Origin of the sequence: Gluconacetobacter tumulicola (assembly GCF_014174215.1) — a bacterium.
GTDB classification, from domain to species: domain Bacteria; phylum Pseudomonadota; class Alphaproteobacteria; order Acetobacterales; family Acetobacteraceae; genus Gluconacetobacter; species Gluconacetobacter tumulicola.
The window spans coordinates 1-23,455 of the sequence record NZ_JABEQL010000043.1 but is presented as its reverse complement, the minus strand read 5'-3'; the positions used below and the strand labels follow the sequence as shown (position 1 = coordinate 23,455).

Annotated in this window: 21 protein-coding genes and 1 pseudogene; 15 read left to right on the top strand and 7 right to left on the bottom strand. The window is 66.1% G+C overall.

Translation table 11 applies throughout. The features are described 5' to 3' along the window. Positions 1–225 precede the first annotated feature (225 nt). The 4 genes from HLH29_RS18585 to HLH29_RS18570 all read left to right on the top strand — a co-directional run bounded on the left by HLH29_RS18585 (position 226) and on the right by HLH29_RS18570 (position 4,514). Positions 226–1,458: a diguanylate cyclase domain-containing protein gene (locus HLH29_RS18585; RefSeq protein WP_182968861.1), complete on the top strand. Its 1,233-nt coding sequence runs from the start codon at positions 226–228 to the stop codon at positions 1,456–1,458. Between the two features lie 153 nt (positions 1,459–1,611). Beyond that, positions 1,612–2,175 (top strand): cytochrome b, encoded by a 564-nt coding sequence (locus tag HLH29_RS18580; protein WP_246374453.1) that lies wholly within the window; start codon positions 1,612–1,614, stop codon positions 2,173–2,175. A 288-nt stretch (positions 2,176–2,463) separates the two neighbouring features. Further along, positions 2,464–3,927 (top strand): xylulokinase, encoded by a 1,464-nt coding sequence (gene xylB / locus HLH29_RS18575; protein ID WP_182968860.1) that lies wholly within the window; start codon positions 2,464–2,466, stop codon positions 3,925–3,927. Positions 3,928–3,956: 29 nt separating this feature from the next. Next, a complete protein-coding gene (locus HLH29_RS18570; RefSeq protein WP_182968859.1) occupies positions 3,957–4,514 on the top strand; it encodes a DsbA family protein in 558 nt (185 codons plus the stop codon). Positions 4,515–4,569: 55 nt separating this feature from the next. Here the strand turns inward: HLH29_RS18570 and HLH29_RS18565 are convergent, their stop codons facing one another. Beyond that, on the bottom strand, positions 4,570–4,743 hold the full coding sequence (locus tag HLH29_RS18565) for a hypothetical protein (protein WP_182968858.1): 174 nt from the start codon (positions 4,741–4,743) through the stop codon (positions 4,570–4,572). Positions 4,744–4,861: 118 nt separating this feature from the next. Continuing rightward, positions 4,862–5,644 (bottom strand): S24 family peptidase, encoded by a 783-nt coding sequence (locus HLH29_RS18560; RefSeq protein WP_246374451.1) that lies wholly within the window; start codon positions 5,642–5,644, stop codon positions 4,862–4,864. An 86-nt stretch (positions 5,645–5,730) separates the two neighbouring features. Between HLH29_RS18560 and HLH29_RS19760 the strand changes: the two genes are divergently transcribed. The 10 genes from HLH29_RS19760 (at position 5,731) to HLH29_RS18505 (ending at position 18,231) form a co-directional block, all read left to right on the top strand. Continuing rightward, positions 5,731–6,261 (top strand): hypothetical protein, encoded by a 531-nt coding sequence (locus HLH29_RS19760; protein ID WP_246374448.1) that lies wholly within the window; start codon positions 5,731–5,733, stop codon positions 6,259–6,261. Positions 6,262–6,397: 136 nt separating this feature from the next. Next, positions 6,398–8,920, top strand: coding sequence for a topoisomerase (locus HLH29_RS18545; RefSeq protein WP_182968856.1), 2,523 nt, complete (start codon positions 6,398–6,400; stop codon positions 8,918–8,920). Between the two features lie 137 nt (positions 8,921–9,057). Continuing rightward, positions 9,058–10,224, top strand: coding sequence for an acetylornithine deacetylase (argE, locus tag HLH29_RS18540; protein ID WP_338030294.1), 1,167 nt, complete (start codon positions 9,058–9,060; stop codon positions 10,222–10,224). Between the two features lie 27 nt (positions 10,225–10,251). After that, positions 10,252–10,554, top strand: a complete 303-nt coding sequence (locus HLH29_RS18535; protein WP_182968854.1) for an NIPSNAP family protein — start codon at positions 10,252–10,254, stop codon at positions 10,552–10,554. A 36-nt stretch (positions 10,555–10,590) separates the two neighbouring features. Further along, positions 10,591–12,987, top strand: coding sequence for a TonB-dependent receptor (locus tag HLH29_RS18530; RefSeq protein WP_182968853.1), 2,397 nt, complete (start codon positions 10,591–10,593; stop codon positions 12,985–12,987). A 33-nt stretch (positions 12,988–13,020) separates the two neighbouring features. Beyond that, positions 13,021–13,902, top strand: a complete 882-nt coding sequence (locus tag HLH29_RS18525) for an FAD binding domain-containing protein (RefSeq protein ID WP_182968852.1) — start codon at positions 13,021–13,023, stop codon at positions 13,900–13,902. Beyond that, positions 13,899–14,375 (top strand): (2Fe-2S)-binding protein, encoded by a 477-nt coding sequence (locus HLH29_RS18520; protein ID WP_182968851.1) that lies wholly within the window; start codon positions 13,899–13,901, stop codon positions 14,373–14,375. The genes HLH29_RS18525 and HLH29_RS18520 overlap by 4 nt, the downstream gene beginning before the upstream one ends. Beyond that, positions 14,368–16,734: a xanthine dehydrogenase family protein molybdopterin-binding subunit gene (locus HLH29_RS18515; RefSeq protein ID WP_182968850.1), complete on the top strand. Its 2,367-nt coding sequence runs from the start codon at positions 14,368–14,370 to the stop codon at positions 16,732–16,734. Before HLH29_RS18520 ends, HLH29_RS18515 begins: the two co-directional genes overlap by 8 nt. 7 nt (positions 16,735–16,741) lie before the next feature. Next, on the top strand, positions 16,742–17,647 hold the full coding sequence (locus tag HLH29_RS18510) for an NAD(P)-dependent oxidoreductase (protein WP_220791595.1): 906 nt from the start codon (positions 16,742–16,744) through the stop codon (positions 17,645–17,647). Next, complete coding sequence (locus tag HLH29_RS18505) at positions 17,644–18,231, top strand: CoxG family protein (RefSeq protein ID WP_182968848.1); 588 nt, start codon at positions 17,644–17,646, stop codon at positions 18,229–18,231. The genes HLH29_RS18510 and HLH29_RS18505 overlap by 4 nt, the downstream gene beginning before the upstream one ends. 12 nt (positions 18,232–18,243) lie before the next feature. On the opposite strand, the gene HLH29_RS18500 is transcribed toward HLH29_RS18505, so the two are convergent. Then, the gene (locus HLH29_RS18500) at positions 18,244–19,200 is read right to left on the bottom strand and encodes a LysR family transcriptional regulator (protein WP_182968847.1); all 957 of its coding nucleotides are present in this window, start codon (positions 19,198–19,200) and stop codon (positions 18,244–18,246) included. 349 nt (positions 19,201–19,549) lie between these two features. Between HLH29_RS18500 and HLH29_RS18495 the strand changes: the two genes are divergently transcribed. After that, positions 19,550–20,113 carry a cupin domain-containing protein gene (locus HLH29_RS18495; RefSeq protein ID WP_220791594.1) on the top strand — a complete coding sequence of 188 codons (564 nt, stop codon included), beginning with the start codon at positions 19,550–19,552 and terminating at the stop codon, positions 20,111–20,113. 106 nt (positions 20,114–20,219) lie between these two features. Here the strand turns inward: HLH29_RS18495 and HLH29_RS18490 are convergent, their stop codons facing one another. The 4 genes and pseudogenes from HLH29_RS18490 to HLH29_RS18475 all read right to left on the bottom strand — a co-directional run. Continuing rightward, complete coding sequence (locus HLH29_RS18490) at positions 20,220–21,710, bottom strand: sodium:solute symporter family protein (protein WP_246374446.1); 1,491 nt, start codon at positions 21,708–21,710, stop codon at positions 20,220–20,222. Continuing rightward, positions 21,707–21,928: a DUF3311 domain-containing protein gene (locus HLH29_RS18485; protein ID WP_182968846.1), complete on the bottom strand. Its 222-nt coding sequence runs from the start codon at positions 21,926–21,928 to the stop codon at positions 21,707–21,709. Before HLH29_RS18485 ends, HLH29_RS18490 begins: the two co-directional genes overlap by 4 nt. 74 nt (positions 21,929–22,002) lie before the next feature. Next, a complete protein-coding gene (gene pepT, locus HLH29_RS18480; protein ID WP_246374437.1) occupies positions 22,003–23,286 on the bottom strand; it encodes a peptidase T in 1,284 nt (427 codons plus the stop codon). Between the two features lie 68 nt (positions 23,287–23,354). After that, positions 23,355–23,455, bottom strand: a pseudogene (locus HLH29_RS18475) (IS5-like element ISMex42 family transposase); the annotation flags it as partial.

Genomic DNA, 23,455 nt, shown 5'->3' with positions numbered 1-23,455 from the left:
TTCGATCAGTGGCTCCCAAACCGCCCACGCTTCGTCGGTGAAAATCTGTGTCGCATTGCTTTCACTCATTCCTCATATATAGGAATAACCTACAAGATCTAACAGGCCCTAGCCTCAAAGAGGTTACGTGCGGATGGAGACCTTGTATATGGCCCGATCAGGCCACATGCGGCAGAATTTTTGCACGCAACATGACCTCCCGATTGGGAATCTTGACGCTTGTGGATGGATTTCAGGCAGAGTTCTGTAAGAAATTGTGGATTGCATATGTGCCCATTATCAAATGATCAGACAATACATGAAGAGTCATTTGATGACCTGTTGAAAAGCGCTTTGGAATTAACGGGAATAGGGGCGTGGTCTTGCGATTTGCGCACTGAAAGGCTCTCGTGGACGCCAGCGGTATTCGATATCTTTGGCTTGCCGCGTGACAAGAGTGTTGAGCGGGGCGATGCCGTTGCCATGTATGCGGAGCCTAGTCGGCTCATGCTGGAGCAGTTGCGTTCAGCCGCAATTGCGAACAGGACGTCGTTTGCATTGGAGGCACGGATCGTTCGTCCGGATGGTACGAACCGGTGGATTCGCTTAAAAGCGGGCACGAAGGTGGAAAATGGCCGTGCGGTTACGCTGTACGGCATGAAGCAGGATATTACCGCCGAGCGGCAGCACTGGGAGCAGTTGCGCCGCCTGGCCGAGCATGATGCGTTGACGGGTCTTGCTAACCGGACGCACTTTCAGGCGCGTTTTCTCGATCGTTCCGATGGTTCCGAAATGTTTGCGCCGCCGGGGGCGTTGGCGCTGTTTGATCTGGACAATCTGGGGGAAATCAATCGGCGTTGGGGCCTTGCTGCCGGAGATGCCTGTCTGATCGCGTTTGCCAGACGGTTGCTGGCCGCTTACGCGGATCGGACGTTCACGGCACGCCTTGGCGGTGGCAAATTTGCCATGGTTTTGGGCAATGGGGCGAACGAGCCGTTGCTGGAAACGCGTGCGCGCGATCGGTTCTCTCATCTGGGAGAGCCTGTCTTCTGGAATGGCGTGCCTGTTCCCCTCAGCGTTTTCGTAGGTATCGTATTCGTGCGGCGGTTCCAGGATCATGAGGCTGAAGCGGTGTATGCGCAGGCGGATCTGGCGCTGCAGACAGCCAAAAGGAAAGAAGGGCGTTCACCGCGCGTCATGGCGTCGACGTTCAATGGCGGGAAACACCCCGCCATCGGCCTTGAATCGCCGGCGTATCCAATCCCTGGCCGGACAAAACCAGACATGCTCCCCCTTTCTCCGCGTGAGACGGAGGCGCTTCGTCACATGTCCCGAGGATGTACCATCGATGAGATCGCCCATGAAATGGAGGTCTCGCGACATACGGTGCGTAATTTTATTCGGCGCGTGTACCAGAAGCTGGAGGTTGATACCCGAGTGGAGGCAGTGCAATTGGCATATCAGAATGGGATATTATAAATAGTGACCAAACCGCGCGGGGGCTGAGGGGCCGGTTTCGTGCCTTCCTCGGATCATTCCCACGATGATGGTTTCATGGAATCGTGTCCCCTGCCCGGGGACGGGATGGGGCTCGGGGGTCGATCGGAGCCAAGGCAGCGGGAGCGTGGACGCATGGACGGGATGGGGATGCCGGGATCGGTCGGAGAGGCCGGCGCGCCGGTTCGCTACAGTGTCGAGACGCGCTGGCTGCACTGGTCGTGCGCGTGGCTGATCCTGGCGCAGTTCGTGCTGGGCGAGCTGATGCATCGGGTGCCGCAGGCGCTGCATGGGCCGATCGTGTCGGCGCATCTGTCGCTGGGGGTGCTGCTGGCGGCGCTGGTCGTGATGCGGGTGGCCTGGCGCGTGACCGGGGGGCGGGCGATCCGCTTTCCGGCCGGGGACGGGCTGGCCGGACGGGCGGCCCCGGCGATGCATGGCGTGCTGTATCTGGCGCTGGGGGCCGAGATCGGGCTGGGCTATCTGGCCCGCTGGTCGGGCGGTAAGCCGGTGACGGCGTTCGGCGCCGTGATCAATTCGCCCTTCGGGCCGATGTCGCAGGCGACGCATCATCTGTTCGGCAGCGCGCATGGCTGGCTGGCCTGGACGATCATGATCCTGGCAGCCGGGCATGTGGCGGCGGTGCTGTATCATGTGCGGATCGTACGGGACGGCGTGCTGCGCCGGATGTGGGCGTGAGGCCGATGCGGATGGCACCACGCATGCTGGTTCTGACGCTACTGCTGGCCCTGGCGGCATGCGGGGGGCGGGGGAATATGGGGCATGGGCATCGCGCGGCCGGGCCCTATCTGGATGGCGGGGCCGGTTATGGCGCGCCGTGAGGGGCCGGTCTTCTGTCCGAGGTGAGCCGCGCGTGGTGCGTTCGTAGAGTCCTCTGATCCTGCCGGGATATTGCGGATTTTGTGTCGAGCTGTGGGTGGGCTATCGTCGGGCCGTGTGCTGTCCGGACAGGGTGGGAGCGGGACGATGTATATCGGCATTGACGCGGGGACATCCGGGATCAAGGCGGTGCTGGTCGATGAGGCGCAGACTGTGCTGGCCGCCCGGACGGAGCGCCTGACCAGCCAGTCGCCGCATGCGGGCTGGAGCGAGCAGGACCCCGACGCGTGGTGGCGGGCCCTGCTGGCCGCCATCGATGCGTTGCGCGACAGCCATCCGCGCGCGGTGGCCGCCGTGCGGGGCATTGGCCTGTCGGGGCAGCAGCATGGGGCCGTGCTGCTGGATGGGGGCGGGCGGGTGCTGCGGCCCTGCATCCTGTGGAACGATGTGCGGGCCAGCGCCGAGTGCGCGGTGTTCGAGCAGCGCTTTCCCGACAGTCGGGCGGTGACCGGCAATATCGCCATGCCCGGCTTTACCGCGCCGAAGCTGCTGTGGGTGGCGCGGCACGAGCCGGATATCTTTCGTGCCACGCGGCATGTCCTGCTGCCCAAGGCCTGGCTGCGCTACCGGCTGACCGGCGAGATGATTGAGGAGATGTCGGACGCGTCCGGGACGTTGTGGCTGGATGTCGGCCGCCGGCAATGGTCGGAGGCGGCGCTGGCGGCGACTGGTCTTTCGCGTGCGGCGATGCCGGCATTGTGCGAGGGGACGGACCGGGCCGGGACGCTGCGCCGGGAGCTGGCGGAACGGTGGGGGATGGATGTGCCGCCGGTGCTGGCAGGCGGGGCCGGCGACAATGCCGCCGGCGCGGTCGGGTTGGGGGCGGTGCGGCCGGGAGATGCCTTTGTCTCGTTGGGTACGTCGGGGGTGGTGTGGGCGACGACGGACCGGTTCCGGCCGGGGGCGGCCTCGGCGATCCATGCTTTCTGCCATGCCGTGCCGGGGATGTGGCACCAGATGGGGGTGACGCTGTCGGCGGCGTCCTCGCTGGCGTGGTGGGCCTCGGTCGTCGGGCGGAACGAGGCCGAATTGCTGGCGGAACTGCCGGAGGTGATCGAGCGGCCGTCGGGGCTGCTGTTTCTGCCGTATCTGTCCGGCGAGCGGACGCCGCATAATGATGCTGCCATCCGGGGGGCGTTTGTCGGGCTGGATCGTGGCACCACGCGCGCGCGGATGACGCAGGCGGTGCTGGAAGGGGTCGCGTTTTCGCTGCGCGATGCGCTGGATGGGCTGGCCGGGGCCGGGTCGGTGCTGGCGCAGGCCGATGTGATCGGCGGTGGCTCGCGCAGTATTGCGTGGCTGACCATTCTGGCCGCCGTGATGGGCATTCGCCTGCATCGTCTGGCTCATGGCGCGCAGGGCGGTGCGTTCGGTGCCGCGCGGCTGGCGCGGCTGGCGGTGACCGGGGAAGCGGTGGCCGATGTGTGCCTGCCGCCGGAGCGTGTGGGGACGGTCGATCCGGAGGTCGGGTTGCAGGCGGCCTATGGTGCGCTGCTGCCGCGTTATCGGGCGCTGTATCCCGCGCTGTCGGATCTGCCACCGGTTCCATAAGGTTGGCTGGAACAGGGAGGAATGAGGCGATGACCCAGGTGAGGGACTGGCGGGCCGATCCGCTGGTGTGGGGGTGCGGGCCCCGGCTGTTCGAGATGTTTCTTGAGCCGACCTGTCCTTTTTCGGTCCGGGCGTTCGGCAAGCTGGATGCGCTGCTGGAGGCGGCGGGGGAAGAGCGCATTACCGTGCGGCTGACGATGCAGTCGCAGCCGTGGCACATGTATTCCGGCGTGGTGACGCGCTGCGTCATCGCGGCCTCGACGCTGCCGGGTGGCCGGGAGAGTGCGCGGGCGGTGCTGGCGGCGGTTGGGGTGCATCGGGAGGAGTTCGAGTTCGCGCATCATTGTGCCGGCCCGAACATGGATGCCACGCCGAACCAGATCATCGCCCGGCTGGAAGAGTATAGCGGGGTGGCGCTGGCGGAGGCGTTCGCGATTGCGGATCTGGACCGCGAGATCAAGCGCCATTGCCGTTATGCCCGGCAGAACGGCATTCATGTATCGCCGACCTTCATGATCGACGGGTTGGTTGAGCCGGCGATCGGGAGTGGGGATGCGGTTGCCGATTGGGTGGCACGATTGGTTTGAAGCGAGCGATGTCCGGGCGGCCTGTCTGCCGCCCGGTCTGATCGGAAAAGTCCGATCAGTAGCGGTGGTGGTCGTAATCGCCGCGCCAGCCGCCGCGATCGTCGTACCAGCCGTAATGGCCGTCGTGATGGCCGCGATGCCAGCCGCGATAGGGTGGGCGTTCATAGACGCAGGCTGCCAGTGTCAGCACCGCGAGCAGCGCGCAGGCGGAACGGATCATTCTTGTCATGCTCTGATCTCCTTCATCTGATCTCCATCAGTCGCCGGATCGGGGATATCCGCGCCCGATCAGGCTGACAGGGAATCATGGCCAGTCCGGGGCGGAAACGCCCGATCGGGCGGCGGGATCATTTCCAGACCCATTTTCCGACCACGCGGCCGTTGATATGCACCTCGTCCAGTGCGCGGGTGTAGGTCGGGTAGCCGGGGTTGATGCTCATGATCTGGACCATGACCGGGTCGGTGGCGCCGTAGACGATTTCCAGCCGTTTCAGCACCAGGCCGAACCCGTCCCACAGCACATAGACGCCGGGTGGCGAGGGGGTGCGGTGGCCCATATCGACCAGGACCCGTTCGCCGGCCTGGTAGTCGGGTTCCATACTGTCGCCCGCGACGCGCAGGACCACCAGGGATTCCGGACTGTCGGTAAAGGCACCCAGGAAGCGGCGGGGCAGGAACCAGTGATCGACCGGCTGGGGGCCGTCCTCGACCGCCACATGGCTGGGCACGGCGCCCGGGCCGGCCTGCGGGGCCACATTATATTCGGGAATGCGGAACAGGCCCTCGGTCGGCGAAGGATCGTGCTCGACCGGTGCGGCTCCGAACGGGGCGCGGGGGGCGGCCAGATGCGGTCGGCGGGGCGGGGACCGGTCCGTGCCGTGCAGTGCGCCGGGGGCCAGGGGTTCCCAGTTCGGGTCGGTATCGTCGCGGAACACGTTGGCGCTGACGCCGAAGCGCCGGGCCAGGGCCTCGCGCACGTCCTCGGGCAGCCGCTGGGGGGTGCCCTTGTGGATATATTGCTGGAGATAGGCGTGGTTGCGCCCCAGCGCGAGCGATTCCGCCTTCAGGTTGCTGCCGGCGTCGGCGATCAGCCTGAGCAGCGCGTAGCGGGAGGGGGTCAGGACCGACATGCCCCTATTATGCCGAGCGGAATAGGGAATTTCCAATAGGATATATCCTCTTGACGGCAGGAATATGCCTATTATGTTCCCTATTCATGCGGACTGATCCTGTTTCCTCTTCCTATCGGCCTGATCCCCTGCTGGCGGTCATCGAGCGCTTCCTGACGGAAAGCGGCCTGTCGGCCACTGCTTTTGGCGTGCTGGCGATGAATGATCCGCGCTTCGTCCATGAGATGCGGGCGGGGCGGGAGGTGCGGCGGGCCACGCGGGTGCGGCTCGCAGCCTGTATGCGCGGTGCCCGCGCGTGGGATGGGGGAAACCGGCCGGTCTGCCCGAATGAAGCTGGGGGCATGATGAGGCCATCGAAATATGACTGGGCGCGGCTGGACCCGCAGATGGATGCGCTGCTGGCGAAGGGGCTGCGAGTGACGCAGGTGGCGCAGGCGCTGGAGATGCGGGTGCAGACCATTCGCGACCGGCTGAGTTATCGCCGCCGGGCGCCGAGGGCGGGGAAGAAGCGGGTGGCGCCGAAGCTGATCGACCGGAGGTGCCTGAACTGCCGGGCGGCGTTTCAGGTGGCCTCACCGTTCCTACGCCTGTGCCCAACCTGCCGCGCCGAATGCTGATCCCCAATGACCAGGGGTGAAGGGGACGACTGTCCCCTTCCGGGTGCAGGGCGGAGTTGGCCACGGTTCCGTCGGCCGGAACGGCCGATGGAATGCCAACGGAGGGAGAGCCCTGCTGCTACAAAAAGGAAAAATCATGACTGGAACGGCAGGAATTCCGTTCGATGCGATCAACGCGGCCGCGCTGGCGAACTGGCCGTCGCTGGTGGCGGGCTGGCTGCCGGCGGGACGGCGGCGTGGCGATGAATGGGTGGTGGGCGGCCTGGACAATGCGCCGGGGCGGTCGCTGTCGATCAATCTGCGCACGGGACGATGGGCGGATTTTGCCGATGGGCCGCGCGGGGGAGACCCGATCAGCCTGTATGCGGCGCTGCATGCGCGGGATGACCGGGTGCGGGCGGCGCGGGAGCTGGGGGCATTGTTGGGGATAGGGGATGGGGCGGCTGCCGTCCGGGGTGCGCCGGATGAGGAGGACTGGCGCCCGGCCGTGCCGCCGCCGGGGGCGCCGATGCCGGATCTGGATGGGTGGGACCATGTCTATGCCTATCGCGATGCGGCCGGGCGGGTGATGCGCTATGTGGTGCGGCGGGATGCCACCGCGCATGCGCGCAAGCGGATCATGCCGCTGACCTGGGGCACGCTGCGTGCCGAGGGGGGCGAGCGGACGGGCTGGCATCCGCGCCATGCCGCCGTGCCGCGATCGCTGTACGGGCTGGAGCGGGTGATGCGGGCGCGCACCGTGCTGGTGTGCGAGGGCGAGAAGGCGGCCGATGCCGCGCAATGCCTGTTTCCGCGCATGGCGTGCGTGACCTGGACGGCGGGCAGCGGGCATGTGAGCCGCGCCGACTGGAGCGTGCTGGCGGGGCGGCATGTGATTCTGTGGCCCGACCATGACGCGCCGGGGGCCAAGGCGGCGGCCGAGATTGCGGCGATTCTGGGCGGGATTGCTGCGACGGTGCGGCTGGTGGATGTCGGCGATCTGGAGCCGGGGGACGATGCGGCGGATCTGCGCGTGCCGGATGCGCGGACGTGGCTGTGCGAGCGGGTGGGGCCGGTGCTGTGCGGCACCAGCGTGAAGCGCGCCGGGACGCGGGGCGGGCCGGCGGTGGCGCGCCGGGTGGCGGGGCTGGAGCCGATCGCGGTGCGGGGCGGGGAGATCGACCTGGTGGCCAGTGCGGGGGAGCGGGCGCTGGTGGCGGCGAATGCGCCGGTTTATCAGCGTGGCACGCGTCTGGCGCGGCCGGGGCGGCGCGAGGTGGCGGCGGCGGACGGGCGGCTGACGCAGGCGGCGTGCCTGATGGATATCGGCGTGCCGGCGCTGACCGACCTGCTGTGCCAGGTGGTGGAATGGCGGCGGTTCGACCGGCGCAGCCAGGGATGGAAGGCGATCGATCCGCCGGCGGCGGCGGCGCAGGTGATCCTGAGCCGGGCGGGGACGTGGCCCTTTCCGGTGCTGGCGGGGGTGATCACCACGCCGACGCTGCGGCCCGACAGGTCGGTGCTGATGGCGCCGGGGTACGACGCGGCGACGCGGCTGTATCATGTCGACGATCCGACGCTGGAGCTGAGTCTGCCGGAGCCGACGCGGGCGGCGGCCGAGGACGGGCTGGCGCGGCTGGAGGGATTGCTGGCGGAATTTCCGTTTGCCGCCGAGGCCGATCGGTCGGTGGCGCTGGCGGCGATCCTGACCAGTGTGGTGCGGGGGATGATGCCGGTCAGCCCGCTCTTTGCCTTTCGGGCCAATGCGCCGGGGTCGGGCAAGAGTTTTCTGGTCGATCTGGCCAGTGTGATCGCCACCGGGCGGGTGTGCCCGGTGACCAGCGCGGGGGAAGACGTGGCGGAGATGGAGAAGCGCCTGACCGGGCTGTTGCTGGCGGGCTATCCGATCATGTCGCTGGACAATGTGAACGAGGAGCTGGGCGGGGACCTGCTGTGCCAGGCGACGGAGCGGCCGATCCTGCGGTTGCGCGAACTGGGGGCGTCTTCCAGTGTCGAGATCGAGAACCGGGCGGTGATCTTTGCCACCGGCAATGCGCTGCGCGTGCGCGGCGACATGACGCGCCGGGCGCTGCTGGCGACGCTGGATGCCGGGATCGAGCAGCCGGAGCTGCGGCGCTTCGCCCGTGATCCGGTGGCCGACATCATGGCCGATCGGGGGGCGTATGTGAGTGCGTGCCTGACGATCCTGCGTGCGTGGATGGGGAGTGGGGCGGAGGTGGATCTGCCGCCGCTGGCCTCGTTCGAAGGGTGGAGCCGCACCGTGCGGGCGGCGCTGGTGTGGCTGGGGCGGGCCGATCCGTGCCTGAGCATGCAGGCGGCGCGGGAGGACGACCCTGAGCGCGGCGAGTTGCGCGAGATGCTGGGGCTGCTGGCCGAGGCGGCGGGGGTGGGCCGGCATTGCGGGCGCACGGTGCGGGAGATCGAGGATCTGTCGGCGTTGGAGCGGCAGGATTCCGCCGGGTATCGCGATGGCATGCGCCATCCGGAGTTGCGGGACGCGTTGCTGCGCATTGCCGGTACGCCGGCCGGGCGCGTCAATTCCCGCCGGCTGGGGCGCTGGTTTCTCGCCCGGCGGGGGCGGGTGATCGACGGGCTGCGGATTGTGGAATGCGGCATGGCGCATGGCGGGGTGAAGCGCTGGGCGGTCGAGCGTGTGTGATCGGTGGAGCGAGGGGCGGGGTGGACGGGTAGCGGAACAGCAACAGCCGTTCTCGAAATTCACCTTGAACCGGATATGCGTCGCCGCAATGGTTCTGGACGTGGATTGTTCCTGATCGCCACCGAATTCCGATCGGGATGGAGATGAGAATGGGTTGTGTGGACATCCTGGAAAGGCTCGTGGCGTTCGATACGGTCAGTTCCCGTTCCAATCGCGACCTTGCGCGCTTCATCGCCCAATATGCGCACGAACAGGGGGCGCATGTCCGGACATTGAAGCATCCGGACATGGACAAGCACGCGTTGCATATCGTGGTGGGTGCGGTGCGTGGCGGCGGCCTGGCCTTTGCCGGTCATCTGGATACCGTGCCGGTCGAGGGGCAGGCCTGGACGAGCGATCCGTTCATCCTGACGCGGCGGGAAGGGCGGCTGCAGGGACGCGGAGCGACCGACATGAAGGGGTTCGTCGCCTGCTGCCTGTCGGCGATTCCGGAACTGTGCCGGATGGATCTTCCATTTCCGGTGCATATGCTCCTGACCTATGACGAGGAGGTCAATGCCGAGAGCGCCCGGCTGCTGGCGGCGGACCTGGCGGATCAGTCCCTGCTGCCGGCGGCGTGCATTGTCGGCGAGCCGACAGGCATGCGGGTGGTGACGGACCAGAAGAGCAAGTTGGTGGCGCTAGTGCAGGCGACCGGCCGGCCGGCCCATTCCAGCAACCCGGCCGCGGGGGTCAATGCGATCGACGCCGTCGCGCGGGCCGTGGCGTGGCTGGGTGCGCAGGCGCGTGCCGCCATCGCGGACGGACCGTTCGACAAATTGTTCGCGCCGCCCCATTCGACGATGAATGTCGGCAGGATATGGGGAGGGATATCGGTCAATATCATTCCGGAACTGGCCGGATTCGAAGTCGAATGGCGGGGCATCCCGCAGGATGTGCCGCAGCACAGCCTGGCGAAGCTGTCCGATTATATCAATGACGTGATCGTTCCCACGTCCGGGGTGAGAGGGGAGTGTGGCTTCTCGATCTCGGAAGTCGGCTGGTATCCGCCCCTGAGCCGGGGTGGCAATGCGGCTCTTGCCGACTGGGTGTGCGGGACGCTGGGCGTGGAGAGTGATGGCGGCGTCAGTTATGCGACCGAGGCCGGTGTCTATCAGCAGGCCGGAATCGCCACGATCATATGCGGTCCGGGCTCCATCGCCCAGGCGCACAAGCCGGATGAATGGATCGACGGCGCGCAGCTCGATGCCTGCGTGCGGGCCATTCCCGCCTTGAGCGCCGCTTTCGGCACCCTGGACGGATGAAGAACGATTCATGGAAAGAATGACGGCATGATCAGTGAAGAAAGAAAATACCGCCTTGTTCCCGGTAGCATGGCGGAATTCATATCGCTCTACAAGGCGCAGGGCTATCCCATCATCAGCCGCTACGCGACGCTGGTGGGGTGCTGGACGCATGAAAGCGGCGTGCTGAACACGATATCCTTCATCTGGTCCTATGACAGTTTCGCCCACCGGGACCAGCAGAGGCAGCTTCTGGCCGCGAATCCGCAATGGCAGGATTTCAACAGAAAGATCATCGGATTCATCATCTTCCAGGAAAGCATCTTCCTGAAATCGATATCCCTATCATAACGGAATAGCGCGGGTTTATGCAGCGGAGTTGCAAACATGAAAACATCAACGACTGATTATTTCGTATTCGCAATGTGTTGTCTGGCGTGCAGCGGCGTGCAGGCCCAGACTTCGCGGAAGCCGGCACCCCGTCATCCGCCGCCGCAGCATGCCGCGCCGGGGCCGGCGCATGCCCCCCTTCATCCGGCGGCCGCCACGCCGGCCGCATCCGCGGAAAGCATCGTCGTCAACGCCAATCTGGGCAATAATCAGGGGGCGACCAATACCACGCCGGGCGGCGGCCTGATGCCCATGCAGACGGCCCCGAGGGTCCAGAGCGGCATCACCCGGGACTATATCGCCCGCCAGAGCCCGACGACCAACGGCATGGCGCTGCTGGGCAACCTGCCCGGGGTGGTCTTTTCCAGCCAGGACCCGCTGGGGGCGTCGAGCGACAATGTTTCCATCCGTGGATTGAACCAGACCGAAATCGGCGTGGTGTATGAAGGGGTGGCGCTGAACGATTCGCTGACCTATATCCCCTATACCGAAAACGCGGCCGATACCGAGAATATCCAGTCCATGACCCTGTCGCAGGGGGCGCCCGATATCAGCGCGCCCTTCTATGGCGATGTCGGCGGCCTGATCACCATGACGCTGCGCGACCCTGCCGACAAGGCGGGGGGAATGGTCAATCTGAGCTACGGTTCCAAATCGCTGCAGCGTGAATTCGGCCGGATCGACAGCGGCTATCTGGGGCATAGCGGGGTCAAGGCGTTCGTCTCGTTCTCGAACGGGACCCAGGACCAGTGGCGCGGCATGGGCACCCAGCGCAAGATGCATATCGATGCCAAGGCGCTGAAGGAATGGGGAGACGGCAACAGGGCTTCGGTCGTCTTCTCGTTCGATAATAACGATACCAACCGTTATCGGCCGGTGACGATGACGCAATGGAAGCAATATGGGCCGTCGCTGAATTATGACGGTCAGTACAGCTTCGGCGATACGAACTATTACAAGTTCCTGACCTATGACCGGCGGACCTATATGGTGATGGCGCCGCTGCATTTCTCGCTGGCGAAGGGACTGACGCTGGACGTCACGCCGTCCTATCTGCATTATCTTGAATATTACGGTGCCGGCACGACATTCAGCAACACCAATAGCTGGTTCGGCACCATGCCGGCCGGCAATCTGAAGCTGCCCTATACCAACGCGGCGGGGATGGTGACCGCGAAATACGTCAATCCGGTGCCGCAGCGCACGGGCACGCTGTCGACCGGCCTGACCTGGAGCCATGGTATCAATACCTTCCGGTTCGGCGACATCTATTCCTATATGTCGATGTCCGAGCCGATCGAATATCAGTTGGCGGATTATCAGGGCAATGTCTCCAACCAATGGGGGCAGTATCCGGTGCGCCTGCCGGACGGGCGGACCTATCGCACGCTGGATCTGGTGATCTGGCAGCAGATGAACACGCTGTATCTGGACGATACGCTGTCGCTGCTGAACGGGAAGCTGAAGATCAACGCGGGTTTCAAATACATGATGCTGTCGCGGCATCTGACCAACAACATTCCCGGTGCCGACTATACCAGCGGGGGAAGCTATTCCCAGCCGCTGCCGCAGGTCTCGGTCAGCTACATGATCACGCCGGAAGACCAGATCTTCGTCGATGGGACGACGTCCTACCGGGCTCCGCAATCGTTGCAGGCCTATGCGCAATTATTCTCGACCGCAAAGCCGGGGCCGGTCACGGTGGTGAACCGGCTGAAGGGCGAATATGCGATCGGCGAGGAAATCGGCTATCGCCATCATGGACTGGTGAATGTCTCGCTGGCGCTGTTCAATTATAATCTGGTGAATTATCAGGTCCAGTCGACGACGTTTATCGACCAGGTGCCGATTCCGACCGTGCTGGATGCCGGCGGCAAGACCATACGGGGGGCCCAGATCGAACTGGGGCTGCGCCCGTGGCATCATTTCAGCCCCTATGTCTCGGCCCAGTACCTGCACGCGACGATGGATAACAATTTCGTCACCGGCGGCGACGTGCTGCCGACGGCCGGCAAGGTCGCGATCCAGAGCCCGGAATTTACCGCGGCGGTGGGCCTGTCGTACGATGACGGGTCCCTGTTCGGAACCTTCACGTTCAACTATGTTGGTTCGCAATATTCGACATTCATGGACGACGAGAAGATCCCGGCTTACGAGACCGCGAATCTGGGCCTGGGCTACCGGTTCCGGAATGTGGGCTTTGCCAAGCATCCGCAGATCCAGCTCAATTTCATGAATATCGGTGCCAATGACTGGCTTTCTGGTCTGTATAGTGTCGGAACGAATGCCCGCCCCGTCATGGGCCTGCATGGGCACATGATCAACGCCTCCGCGCCGCTCTATACGATCGGCGGTGGATTTGCGGCGGTGGCGTCGGTCAGCACGGGGTTTTGAGGGCGGCAGGTCCAGGAACGGCAGGATGACGCGGTGAAACCAGCTCCTTTTTCCTATCACCGGCTACAGACCGTGGCCGAACTCGTGGGGTTGAAGGCACGGCTGGGTGATGCGGCCGTCATCCTGGCCGGCGGGCAGAGCCTGGTGCCGATGCTGACCCTGCGCCTGTCCCGGCCGGAGCATGTGATCGACGTGAACGACATCGTGGAGATGGACCACATTCTGCCCGAGCAGGACGGGTTGCGGATCGGAGCCCTGGTCCGGCATCAGCATGTGGCCGAGAGTGCGGTGGTGGCGACGCACCTGCCGTTGCTGAGGCGCATGGCCGGCGGGATCGGCAATTACGCGGTGCGCCAGCGCGGCACCATCGGCGGCAGCCTGGTCCTGGCCGATCCGGCGGCGCACATGCCGCTGGCCGCCTTGCTGTTCGATGCGCGGCTGGTGCTGCGTTCGGCGCGGGGTGTCCGTACCGCGGCCTATCGCGATCTGTATCGCTCGCCCCTGAACTGTGCGCTGGACGCCGGGGAGGTCGTGGTGTCGGTCTGTTTTCCGCGCCAGCCCGAGGCCATGCGGGCGGTGGCGGAGATGTTCCATGTCACGGCCGGCAGTTTTCCGGCCCTGATCTGCGCCGTCCGGCTGGTTGCCGATGCGCAGGGGGGACTGGCCGGGCTGACGATCGTGGTGGCGGCCGGGGCCGTGCGGCCGCCGGTCATGGAGGGCATGTTCGACGATCTGCGCGGCGTGCGTCCGGATGCGGCCCTGCGGGGCGAGGTCGTGCGGCGGGTCGTGGCGCATATGGGCGGGCTGATCGGGCAGGACGCGGCCGGTCGCTACCTGTTGTCGGTGCTGGAGGGGCGCATGGCCATGTGCCTGGCCGGGGCGGCCGGTGATACGAAGGAGGGGGCAGGCGCATGATCATCAGCCTGACGGTCAATGGCGAGGTCCGGGATGTGGCGGTCGAGCCGCATTACCTGCTGTCGGACGTGCTGCGGGACCGGTTGGACCTGACGGCGACCCATGTCGGTTGCGAGCAGGGGATCTGCGGGGCCTGTACCGTGCTGGTCGACGGGCAGCCGGCGCGGGCGTGCCTGCTCTTTGCCGTGCAGATGGAGGGCCATGCCGTCACCACGCTGGAGGGAGGGGCTCCGTCGGTCGAACTGCGGGCATTGCGCGCGGCCTTCCATACGCATCATGCCCAGCAATGCGGGTTCTGCACGCCCGGGATATTGATGACGTTCGCCGCCTATCTGCGCGACCATCCCGATTGCGACGAAGCGGGCGTTCGCGCGGTGCTGGGCGGCAATCTGTGCCGCTGCACCGGCTACGGGCCCATCGTGCGGGCGATCATGGCGGCTTCCGCCGCCTTGCGGGAGGTGGCGGATGTCTGAGCGCGAGGCGTATGTCGGGCAGCCGCGGCCGCGCCGCGAGGACCACCGGCTACTGGCCGGGCTGGCGCGCTATGTGGACGATATCAAGGTCACGGGGGCGTTGCATGCCGCCTTCCTGCGCTCGCCGCATGGGCATGCGCGCATCGTCTCGATCGACGTGACGGCCGCGCTGGAGCTGCCGGGCGTCGTGACGGTGGTGACGGGGGAGGATCTGGCCGAGGATGTGACCGACCTGACCGTCGCCCCGCCGATCGAGGGTCTGCGGCCCACCAGCATGCCGGTCATGCCGGTGGACCGCGTGCGGTTTCAGGGCGACCTGGTGGCCTGCGTGGTTGCCGCGGATCGTTACGTCGCCGAGGAGGCGATGGAGCGCATCGTGGTGGAATATGCCGAATTGCCGGCGGTTTCCGACATGTTCGCCGCCTTGCGGGACGACAGCGTGCTGGTCGACGAGGCGCTGGGCACCAATCTGGTGGCCCGGCGCGTCCATCGCGCCGGCGATCCCGAAGCCCGCCTGGCCGCCGCGCCCCGGGTGATCGAGGCCGAATTCCACCAGCAGCGCCAGACCCATGCGCCGATCGAGACGCGCGGCTGCATCGCGCAGTGGGACCCGGGCCGCGAACATCTGACACTGGTGATCGGCTCGCAGGTACCGCATCCGCTGCGCACGCAGATCGTCCGACGGCTGGGACTGCGCGACAGCCAGGTCAGCGTCTCCTCGCCCGATGTCGGGGGCAGTTTCGGCCAGAAGATCGCCCTGTATCGCGAGGAGCTGGCCATATGCGCCCTGGCGCGGCGGCTGGGGCGGCCGGTCCGCTGGAAGGAGGACCGCATGGAGAACCTGCTGGCGGCCTGCCATGCGCGCGAGCAATGGTGCCGCACCCGGGCGGCGGTGGACGATACGGGGCGCATCCTGGGCCTGACATTGGAGATGGTCGAGGATTTCGGGGCCTATTGCTTCTATCCCGCGAACTACATTTCCGAGGTCGTAGGCATCATCCTGACCGCGCAATACGGGATCGCGGATTACGGTTACGAGATCCGGGTCGCCCTGACCAACAAATGCGGGGTCGGCCCGATGCGGGCCCCCATGGCGATGGCGAGCTGGGTGATGGAGGGCACGCTGGACGTCATCGCCCGGCGGCTGGGGCTCGATCCGGCCGAGGTCAGGCGCCGAAACATGCTGGCCGACCAGGCGCTGCCTTATGCCATGCCGGGCGGCGAGACGCTGCTCGACGTCAATTGCGCCGAGACGATGGAAACTGCGCTGGACGAAATCGGCTATGCTGCGCATCGCCCGCATGACGATGGCCGGTACCTCTACGGGCTCGGCCTGTGCAATGTCGTGGAATCGACGACCTACGGGTCGCGCTTCTACAAGAATTCCGGCATCGGCGGCTCGGGGCACGAGGCCGCGCGCATCATCGTGGAACCAGATGGCACGGTCAGCGCCTCGGTCGGGATGGCGGCCGCGGGCCAGGGATACGAGACCACCTTTGCCCAGGTCGTGGCCGACGGGGTGGGCGTGCGCCCCGACGACGTGGCCGTCACGCTGGGACATAGCGACACCTCGCCCTATGGCATGGGCAGCCGGGGCGGGAGGGGGGCGACGGCCGGCGGGGGAGCGCTGTATCTCTGCGCGGCGGAGGTGCGGGCGCATCTGCTGCGGCTGGCGGCCCACCGGCTGGGTCTGAACGCCACCGATGGGCTGGGACTGCGGGACGGCAGGATCGTATGGGTGCGCGCCGGCGGGAGCGAGGAGACCGGCCTGGACGTGGCCGACCTGGCGCGCACGGCCTATTTCGACCCGCTGGCCCTGCCGGAGGGGATGCGGCCGGGGCTGGAATTCTATCGCACATACGATCCGCCGCCGATGACGTTCTCGAACTCCACCCACGCGTGCCGGGTGCGGATCGCGCGCGAGACCGGGCGGCTGGAGATCCTCGATTATCTGGTGGTGGAGAATTGCGGCACCGTCATCAACCCGCTGGTCGTTCATGGGCAGCAGGCGGGCGCGGTGGCGATGGGATTGAGCGGCACGCTGCTGGAGAACGTCGTCTACGACCAGGCGGGCCGGAATCTGTCGGCCACGTTTGCCGACTACACGATCGCCACCGTGGCCGACATTCCCGCCATTCGCATCATCGCACGTGCGACGCCGTCATCCCGTACGCCGCTGGGGCTGAAGGGGATGGCGGAAGGCGGCGTCATGGGGGCGATCGGCGCCGTGGCGAACGCGGTCAACGACGCCCTGTCGGTTGTCGGCGCGCAGGTGACGTGCCTGCCGCTGACGCCGATGCGGCTGCATGCCGCGATCCATGACGGGATCGGCCGGGCGGCACAGGGACAGGAAGGATAGAAAGAGAATGTCGCAGCAGAAACCGCGGCTCGGCTTTATCGGGCTGGGGCAGATGGGCGCGCCGATCGCCGTGCGCCTGCTGGAAGCGGGATATCGGGTCACGGTTCACACGCGGACGCGGACCTCGGCCGCGCGGGTGCAGGAGGCCGGGGCCCGCTGGGTCGACAGCGTGGCCGAGGTCGCGCGCGCGGCCGACGTGATCCTGACCATGCTGGGGATGCCCGACGATGTGCGGCAAATCTACCTGGGCGATGACGGATTGCTGGCCCATGGCCGGGCCGGGCAGGTCTGTCTGGACCTGACGACCTCCAGCGCCTGTCTGGCGGCCGAGATCGCGGCCCGCGCCGAGGCGATAGGGATCGCGGTACTCGATGCCCCGGTTTCAGGCGGCGTGCCGGGGGCGCGGGCGGGTACGCTGTCGATCATGGTCGGCGGCGATGCGGCGGCTTTCGCGCGCATGCGGTCGATGCTGGAGCGGGTGGGTGCCACGATCTGCCGGTTCGGCGGTCCGGGCGCGGGCCAGCGGGCCAAGGCCTGCAACCAGATCGTGATCGCCGGGACGATGATGGGCGTCTGCGAAGGGCTGGCCCTGGCCGGGCGGGCCGGCCTGCAGCAGCAGGACCTGCTGCGGATGCTAGCGGGTGGCGCGGCGGGCGGCTTTCTGGTGCAGCATATGGGGCCGCGCATCGTCGTCGGGGATTATCGGGCCGATTTCTATGTCCGGCATTTCCTCAAGGATCTGGGCATTGCGCTGCGCGAGGCCGAACGGCTGAAACTGGTGCTGCCCGCGACCGAACTGGCCCACCGCCTGTATGCCCGCCTGGAGAAGGAGGGCAGCGCGGCGCTGGGGACCCAGGCCCTGGCGACCTTGTACGGGCCGGAGAGCATGATGCAGAAGGAACATCATCCATGAACATCGAAGGGCAGCACGAGATCGCGGCACCTGTCGACATTGTATGGCGGGCGCTGAACGATCCGGAGATCCTACGGCGCAGCGTTCCCGGCTGCACGCTGTTCGAACTGTCGGGACCCGACGAATACGCAATCCAGGTCGAGGCGCGTATCGGGCCGCTTTCTGCGCGGTTCGGGGGCAAGGCGCAGATTTCCGATATCGTGCCGGGCCGTTCGTATGTGCTGTCCGGCCGGGGGCAGGGCGGGGCCGCCGGCTTTGCCCAGGGGATGGCGCGTGTTCGCCTGGAGGCGCGCGATGAGGCGACGCTGTTGCATTACGAGGGCAGTTTCGATGTCGGCGGCAAGCTGGCCTCGGTCGGCGCGCGCATGATCGACGGGCTGGCGCGGGACAGGACGGAGGATTTCTTCCGGGCCTTTTCCGCGATCGTCGTCGGCGGAGAGGCCGCCGCGCCCGAGCCCGCGCCCGGCCCCGCAGGCCGCGCGGCGATGGAGGGAGGGACGATATCGAAGATCGCGCTCGTGCTGTCCGGCATGTCGCTGCTGCTGGCGCTGGCGGCGTTGCTGCGGGCGGGGCGTCGCCGCTAGATAGGCGGCCGGTCAGGCGACCGCCTGCGGCGCGGTATTGCCGTTGGAGAGGGATTCGAGCCGTTCGCGCATGAAGGCCACGAATTGCTGGACCGGAAGGGAGATGTTGGGCTGCGCCCGGGTGAACAGATGGACCGATGCCTCGGTGCAGAGCCGGTTTTCGATCGGCAGGGCGACCAGTGTGCCGGCATCGATTTCGGCCCGGACGGCGAAGACCGGCAGGAAGGTGATGCCGCGCCCGGACAGGACGAACCGCTTGAGGATACGGAAGGCGTTCGATTCCAGTTCGGGGAAGATGTGCACCCCGTGATTGACCTCGATGCTCTTGAGCAACTTGCGGATGCCGTGGCTGCGGGTCGGCAGGGCCAGCTTGCGGTCCAGGATGTCCTCGATCGTCATATGGCTGCCGGCACTTTGGGCGTCCTGCGCCGACAGGATGGCATAGAGCGGCTTGTGGGTATGCAGGATCATGTTGATGCCGTTGAAATCCTCCATGTTGTAGGATAGCCCGATCTCGGACACGCCGTCCGACACGGCTTGGCGGATGTCGTCGGTGCTGCCGACCGTGACGCGGACGCGGATGCCGGGATGCCGGTCGGAAAAGGGCAGGACGGCGCGGTCTGTCAGGTCCTCGACGAAGCCGTCGCCGCAATGTACCGAGATCTGGTGGATGCGGTGCCGTTTCTGGTTCGACAGATAGGCCAGGAGTTTCTTGTTTTCGTCCATCTGCTGGCGGGCATATTCGGCGATGACCATGCCCGTCTCGGTCGGGATGATGCCGCGTACGGTGCGTTCGAACAGCGGCACGCCATAGCGGATCTCGGCATCCGAAATCTTGCGGCTGATCAGCGAGGCCGGCAGGCCGAGCGATCTGGCGGCGTCGCGCACGGATCCCAGGCGTGTCACCTCCAGCACGCATTGCAAGAAGCGGGCATCCAGGCAGCGATCGAACGACTGAATGGTGTCCATGATCCGTCCTTTCCCCCCGGATATCCTGTCCTGGAGGTGAATATGGCGACCCGCTTTTCGACGCGGGCCAGCGTGACGATTTCTATTTCGATGACGGATCGGACCAGACTCTCCTGTTTCTGTCCAGAATTTTCTTGTGCGAAGAGCCCGCCGCCCCGGGCGGATACTGGATGACGGGGCGTCCGGTATTGATGCGCGTCGTGTCGGACGATACGCTCGGCCGCGATGGGCGGGTTTCCGACGGGACGGGCGGCAACGTTTTCTTCGCTCGGTGCGCCGCGAAGCACGGGAAGGGCGCGTCGGGTCGTCGTTGGCGTGCGTTTTCGGGCGGCTTCCAGGAGGGGATGTCATGAGGAACGATGATCGCCCGCGGTCGCGCGCGTGCCGGCAGGCAGTCGGTGCGGTGATGGGGATTGCCCTTCTCGCCAGGCAGGTGCCCGCCGTCGGATCGGCCCGTGCGGAGCGTGCGCCGCCGCGTCCGACGATGTGGTATTGGCATAACTGGACCGATCATGATGGCATCAGCCACATGACGAAATGTCCGGTGCGGAATTTCGACCTGAAGACCATGTCGGCGCCCGCCGGGCCGCAATGGCAGGACCGGTTGAAGAGCGGCCATGCGCAGGTGATCTTTACCGTGCAGCCGGCGCACTGGAATGGCGTCTGGCATCCGGACCCGACGGTGCAATGGATCATTCCGCTGCGGGGGACGTGGTATGTGACTGCCATGGATGGGCACAAGGTGGTGATGGGGCCGGGGGAGGTCTCGCTGGGAGAAGACCAGTTGAGCCGGAAGGACGCGCAGGGGCGTGTGGGGCACGATGCCGGGAATGTGGGGGATGGGCCGGTGGAGTTGATGGTGATCCAGACGGATGAGGTGCCGACGGTGGATCGGCCTTGCCGGTTCGGGTGAGGGGGAATGAACCGCCCCAGATGATGCCCTGTCACCCCCGGACCGCGCTTCGGCCGCGTGATCGTGCGGCGGGCAACCGAGAAACCGTCCCCGCCGCACTGAAGATTCATTCAGGTCGAATTCCGCCCTCATGCTCCGGGAGCGCGATCCCCGGAATGCGAACCGTGCCCCGGCTGTGCAGCCAGGCGAACCCTTTTCCGGCGAATACGACCAGGCCGTTCGCCAGCAGCCCCACCCAGCCGACATTGACGCCGCCGACGGCGATGCCCGCCCAATAGAGCGACATGGCGGTCACATCCCCCGCGACGATCCCGGCCGCCAGGAATGGCGGGGGAACCGCGACGCGGCCCAGCATGCATATGACACAGGGAAGCAATTGCGGAACGCCCAGATACAACATGGTGTTCAGCGTGGTCATGACCCCGCCGGCAAATTGCGTGCCCGCCACCGAACAGAGCAGATAGACCGCGATGACGATCCGCGCCCCCTGTCTCTGCCGGCCGTCCGACAGGCCGTGCAGCAGGTTGCGCGATACCAGGGCGCCGATCGTCAGGCACGCGGCCGCCGAGACGACCAGGGCCGCAAGCGTGACCGCCGCGATGACGATACCGGACAGTGCCCCGGGAAGCAGCGCACCGGCAACCGCGACAAAAACCTCGTTCGGCGTGCCGGCTGCGACCCGCGACTGGATCGCGAAGCTGGCAACGGCGATCAGAAACGGGAACATGACGAGATAGAGCGGCATGATGATCTGGGTCCGCCGCACGATCCGGGCCGACCGGCTGGTGAAGTTGAACGCGAATGCCTGGGGGACGAGGCAGAAGCCCACAGCCTGCAGGAGGATCGTGGAGATGTCGAAACGCATCTGGCGCGGGGAGAGAGGCGTCGAAAGGACCGCCGGGGCATGCCGCGCCTGCGGCGGAAGATGCCCGATGGCGCGCAGCGACACCGCCCCGACGACGACGATCGCCGCCAGGAGCAGGATGTCCTTGATGATGGAGACATAGGCCGGGGCACGGATGCCCGAGACGATGACATAGGCAAAGGTCAGGACGGCGGCCCCGCATACCGCCGCCGAGGGCGGGATGGGCCAGCCCAGCCCGTGGAATGCGACCAGGAATCCGGTGAACTGCATCACGCCCATCGGAATCAGGAACAGGATCGAACTGATCGCGACGACCAGTTCCAGGCCCCGATGACCGAAATGGGCCCCGAACAGGTCGGCGACCGTCACCGCGTCGTAGCGACGTCCCATCGTCCATAGGGCCGGGGACAGGAAATAGGCGACGGGATAGGCCAGGACGATATATCCCAGGAACCACACCGCGAAGGATGTTCCGTTCGCGATTACGCCGGCGGGAAATCCCAGGATGCTCCCGACGCTGTAGCTTTCTCCGGCGGAGAGGAAAAACACCAGGAATCCGCCGAATTTTCCCGAGGCGACGAAGAAGTCCTTCGCGTCGTCGCGGGCGTTTCCACGCCCGGACACAAGTGCCACGACAAGCGAGGACAGCAGGACCGCGCAGAAGGCCGCGATCGGCATGGCGTGGCCGGCGTGGGGGGGGAAGACAAGGGGATCGCCAGGCTGCCCGGTCATGGCGCGTCGCGATCGAACAGGAGCCAGCACAGGCCAAGGCTGGCCGATGTCAGGAAAAACCACAGATAGATCCATAGCAGCAGCACCGGCTGCCCCAGCAGAAGCTGGCCGGAAAACCGGTTCAGCCAGGGTAGAGGCAGAACGATCCCGCAGGCGGGAACCCCGCCGCCCAGTCCCAGGCGCAGGATTGTCCGCACGCCCTTGCTTCCGGTCTTCATGCCGCCCCCTTGGTCCGGTGCCACGCAGGCCCGAACCGATCCTGTCGTTTCGTTTCGATTCCGGCCATATCCGGCTACCCGCATGCGTCCGCGCCCGCAAGGCGGACAAGCTGCTCCGTGACCCGGTACGAAGAGAGAAAATCCGCCACCGGCAGGCATTCGAAGCGGGAATGGAAATTCAGGGCGCCGGTAAAATAATTGGGAGTCGGAATACCGCGCGCCGAAATCACCGCGCCGTCCGTCGATCCGCGCATGGCGATGACCTTCGGTGCGATGCGCAGCGCCGTCATGGCGCGCGTCAGCAGGCTCACCGAGCGATCGTCGCCGGGCAGGCTCTCCGCTATGTTTCTGTATCGCTCGGAAAAGACGCAGGAGAATCCCGCCCTGGGATGACGCCGCTCCATCCGTTCGACATGCGCCAGCACCGTCCGGCGGCGCGCCGCCATCGCGGTCCAGTCGAAATCGCGGAGCGACAGCGACAGGACCGCCTCCGCGCCGTTCGCCTCGATCGCGGTGAACAGGAAATAGCCCTGCCGGCCGTCACTCTGTTCCGGCACGTCCATCGGATCGAACAGCGACATGAATTCGGCCGCCAGCGTCACCGGATTGACCAGCCGCCCCTTGGCCGACATGGGATGTGCCGGGACACCGGTAATGCGAATCGTCGCGTTGACCGCATTGAATGTTTCATAAACCATCTCGCCCAGCGCGCAGGCGTCGATCGTATAGGCGAAATCGGCGGGAAAACGGGCCAAATCCAGCGCCCGCGCGCCATTCAGGCCGATTTCCTCGTCGGGCACGAAGGCGACGACGACGTCCCCCCGCAGCGGAACCGCGCGCGGCAGGCGAGCCAGCAACGTCATGATCGTCGCGATCGCCGCCTTGTTGTCGGCCCCCAGCACGGAAGAGCCGTCACCGAAAATGACCTCTTGGCCGGCATGCCGATCCAACTCGGGATGGTCGGCCGCGCGCAGCCAGATCCCTTCCCGTGCGTTCAGGCACAGATCCGCCCCCTCGTAGCGCAGGATCTGCGGCCGGATCTCCGGCGCCAGCCCGACATCCACGGTGTCGAGATGCGCGACGAAGCCGATGGCCGGGGCCTGGGGCACGGTCCCGGGCAGGCGTGCCGTCACGCAACATGTGTCGTCGTCCAGATGCACGTCGCGGATTCCCGGCAGCGTGGCCAGTTCCCGCGCCAGCGCATCGGCCATCTTCCGCTGGCCGGGGGTGCTGGGCAGGCCCGACGCCGCCGCGTCGCTCTGGCTGGGAATGGACAGGTAGCGGAAAAAGCGCCCTGTCAGCTCATGTCGCAGCATGTCGTCCGGATCGCGCGCCGCGTCCGGAGGGTTCTCGCACATTGTTCGATGACTTTCCTTGGATATGCCAGGCGGGGCGCGGACGAACCTGGGAGCGATCCTAGGCCCTGTTAGATCTTGATCCAATCTGCGGCGGCTGCGAGGTGAAGGATAGCGAGGAACGAGGTGGCGGTCTTTTCGTATCGGGTTGCGACGGCGCGCCATTCCTTCA

What these genes read in the sequence shown, in the direction of transcription:
- HLH29_RS18585 (WP_182968861.1), top strand. Translation starts at nt 226, where the DNA reads ATGGATTTCAGGCAGAGTTCTGTAAGAAATTGTGGATTGCATATGTGC.
- HLH29_RS18580 (WP_246374453.1), top strand. Translation starts at nt 1,612, where the DNA reads ATGGACGGGATGGGGATGCCGGGATCGGTCGGAGAGGCCGGCGCGCCG.
- xylB (WP_182968860.1), top strand. Translation starts at nt 2,464, where the DNA reads ATGTATATCGGCATTGACGCGGGGACATCCGGGATCAAGGCGGTGCTG.
- HLH29_RS18570 (WP_182968859.1), top strand. Translation starts at nt 3,957, where the DNA reads ATGACCCAGGTGAGGGACTGGCGGGCCGATCCGCTGGTGTGGGGGTGC.
- HLH29_RS18565 (WP_182968858.1), bottom strand. Translation starts at nt 4,743, where the DNA reads ATGACAAGAATGATCCGTTCCGCCTGCGCGCTGCTCGCGGTGCTGACA.
- HLH29_RS18560 (WP_246374451.1), bottom strand. Translation starts at nt 5,644, where the DNA reads ATGTCGGTCCTGACCCCCTCCCGCTACGCGCTGCTCAGGCTGATCGCC.
- HLH29_RS19760 (WP_246374448.1), top strand. Translation starts at nt 5,731, where the DNA reads ATGCGGACTGATCCTGTTTCCTCTTCCTATCGGCCTGATCCCCTGCTG.
- HLH29_RS18545 (WP_182968856.1), top strand. Translation starts at nt 6,398, where the DNA reads ATGACTGGAACGGCAGGAATTCCGTTCGATGCGATCAACGCGGCCGCG.
- argE (WP_338030294.1), top strand. Translation starts at nt 9,058, where the DNA reads ATGGAGATGAGAATGGGTTGTGTGGACATCCTGGAAAGGCTCGTGGCG.
- HLH29_RS18535 (WP_182968854.1), top strand. Translation starts at nt 10,252, where the DNA reads ATGATCAGTGAAGAAAGAAAATACCGCCTTGTTCCCGGTAGCATGGCG.
- HLH29_RS18530 (WP_182968853.1), top strand. Translation starts at nt 10,591, where the DNA reads ATGAAAACATCAACGACTGATTATTTCGTATTCGCAATGTGTTGTCTG.
- HLH29_RS18520 (WP_182968851.1), top strand. Translation starts at nt 13,899, where the DNA reads ATGATCATCAGCCTGACGGTCAATGGCGAGGTCCGGGATGTGGCGGTC.
- HLH29_RS18515 (WP_182968850.1), top strand. Translation starts at nt 14,368, where the DNA reads ATGTCTGAGCGCGAGGCGTATGTCGGGCAGCCGCGGCCGCGCCGCGAG.
- HLH29_RS18510 (WP_220791595.1), top strand. Translation starts at nt 16,742, where the DNA reads ATGTCGCAGCAGAAACCGCGGCTCGGCTTTATCGGGCTGGGGCAGATG.
- HLH29_RS18505 (WP_182968848.1), top strand. Translation starts at nt 17,644, where the DNA reads ATGAACATCGAAGGGCAGCACGAGATCGCGGCACCTGTCGACATTGTA.
- HLH29_RS18500 (WP_182968847.1), bottom strand. Translation starts at nt 19,200, where the DNA reads ATGGACACCATTCAGTCGTTCGATCGCTGCCTGGATGCCCGCTTCTTG.
- HLH29_RS18495 (WP_220791594.1), top strand. Translation starts at nt 19,550, where the DNA reads ATGAGGAACGATGATCGCCCGCGGTCGCGCGCGTGCCGGCAGGCAGTC.
- HLH29_RS18490 (WP_246374446.1), bottom strand. Translation starts at nt 21,710, where the DNA reads ATGACCGGGCAGCCTGGCGATCCCCTTGTCTTCCCCCCCCACGCCGGC.
- HLH29_RS18485 (WP_182968846.1), bottom strand. Translation starts at nt 21,928, where the DNA reads ATGAAGACCGGAAGCAAGGGCGTGCGGACAATCCTGCGCCTGGGACTG.
- pepT (WP_246374437.1), bottom strand. Translation starts at nt 23,286, where the DNA reads ATGTGCGAGAACCCTCCGGACGCGGCGCGCGATCCGGACGACATGCTG.